General features: G+C 43.0%; 2 tRNA genes. Both read left to right on the plus strand.

The window, feature by feature from the left end:
• The first annotated feature begins 32 nt into the window (after positions 1-32).
• Positions 33-108 (plus strand) — tRNA-Phe (locus HCX49_RS25265).
• Positions 109-145: 37 nt separating this feature from the next.
• Positions 146-221: transfer RNA gene (locus tag HCX49_RS25270), tRNA-Phe, on the plus strand.
• Positions 222-270 lie beyond the last annotated feature (49 nt).

The following is a 270-nucleotide window of genomic DNA, read 5'->3' on the forward strand; positions in this document are numbered from 1 at the left end:
GAAAGTAACAGATTTAAAACAAAAACTTGGAAGGTGCCATAGCTCAGTCGGTAGAGCAAAGGACTGAAAATCCTTGTGTCGCTGGTTCGAATCCAGCTGGCACCACCAAATCTGAAAGTAACAGATTCAAAATAAAAACTTGGAAGGTGCCATAGCTCAGTCGGTAGAGCAAAGGACTGAAAATCCTTGTGTCGCTGGTTCGAATCCAGCTGGCACCACCAGATCTGAAAGTAACAGATTTAAAACAAAAACTTGGAAGGTGCCATAGCT

Origin of the sequence: Sphingobacterium sp. B16(2022) (assembly GCF_012030425.1) — a bacterium.
GTDB lineage: Bacteria > Bacteroidota > Bacteroidia > Sphingobacteriales > Sphingobacteriaceae > Sphingobacterium > Sphingobacterium anhuiense.